The sequence below is a fragment of the Microcoleus sp. LEGE 07076 genome (genome assembly GCF_015207455.1).
GTDB lineage: Bacteria > Cyanobacteriota > Cyanobacteriia > Cyanobacteriales > Microcoleaceae > Microcoleus.
The window spans coordinates 1-1,169 of the sequence record NZ_JADEWV010000481.1 but is presented as its reverse complement, the minus strand read 5'-3'; the positions used below and the strand labels follow the sequence as shown (position 1 = coordinate 1,169).

2 pseudogenes are annotated in these 1,169 nt (G+C 43.4%); both read right to left on the bottom strand.

Annotation, left to right across the window (positions count from 1 at the left end):
- Nucleotides 1-533: pseudogene (locus IQ270_RS30445) on the bottom strand (transposase); the annotation flags it as partial.
- 118 nt (nucleotides 534-651) lie between these two features.
- Nucleotides 652-1,169: pseudogene (locus IQ270_RS30440) on the bottom strand (transposase); the annotation flags it as partial.

The window sequence follows — 1,169 nt, the reverse complement described above, 5'->3', positions numbered from 1 at the left end:
GTCCTAAGTCGGTGGGATAGGTAATGTCGGCGGGAGCGCAGGTTGCATCTACGATTAGTTTACCGCGATTGGTTGACTCATTTTTGGCGTCCGAATCCTTTTTTTTTTCGGGTTGGATTGGGGTAATTTCCCGCATTTTTTCGACCATGCGTTCGTTCACTTTATTAATTAGGTTGGGACTAATTCTTTGGCGAAAGTGCACTAATAAAGATGGGTCAAATGGTAGTTCGTTGCTGTAGCTTGATTGACCGATGAAGTATTGCAGATAGGGGTTTTCGCGGATCTGTTCGACTGTTTCACGCGGAGCTGATTCCCAGTTTTTCCTTAATAATTAATGCCCCCAATGCCATCCGAAATGATTTGGCTGGTGCCCCCTTTTCGGTGGGGAAGTTTTGGGCATATTCTGACTCAAATTCTGACCACGGGATTAGTTGAGCCATTTTTACCCAACGGTTGTCAACAGACAACCTTCCTCCGACGGGCAGTTCAAACTCGGATGAGGGGCTTGGAGCAAGCTCAGCTTTTCTGTACATGATCGCAGGTGGTGATGCACGGGTTTTGACCTATTTTACCTGTTTATCTTGCACTAAACTCTCGATCGCGCGATCGTATAACCGCGCCGTGTAACCTTTCTGCACTTATCCAGCAAGCCCTAACTAGGTCAGAAGCTAATCCTTTTTGATAGGCCACAGAAAAATGATACATCCCCCGATAAATCATTTCTAATGAAACACGTTCAATGGGCACTCCTAATTCATCCGCAACGGCATCTCCCAAGTCTACTAAAACCGCATAAAATAGCCAAGTACCCCAGATTTGTAGCTGGATTCCATTGACCGAACCTGTCCATAAATAACTTAAATTTAGGAGTCTCTTTACTGTACAAAATGCCTCTTCAATTCGCCAGCGTCTTTGATATAAATCTGCCACTACATAAGGCGGCAGTATTTTGGGTTCTTGGACACTTGTCAGATAAGAACGCCAGGAATTTTTGGAGCGAATTTGTACTAATCTTATAGTTAAAACTGGTGTTTTTTTTGTGCCTGCGCCTATCTGAATTATCTGGTCTTTAACATCATAGGTATTTGTTAATACCCGTTTTACTTGATAAGATGCACCCTTCTTGATTCGAGTGATAAATCCAATTTGTTGGTCGATGAGTTTTTGCC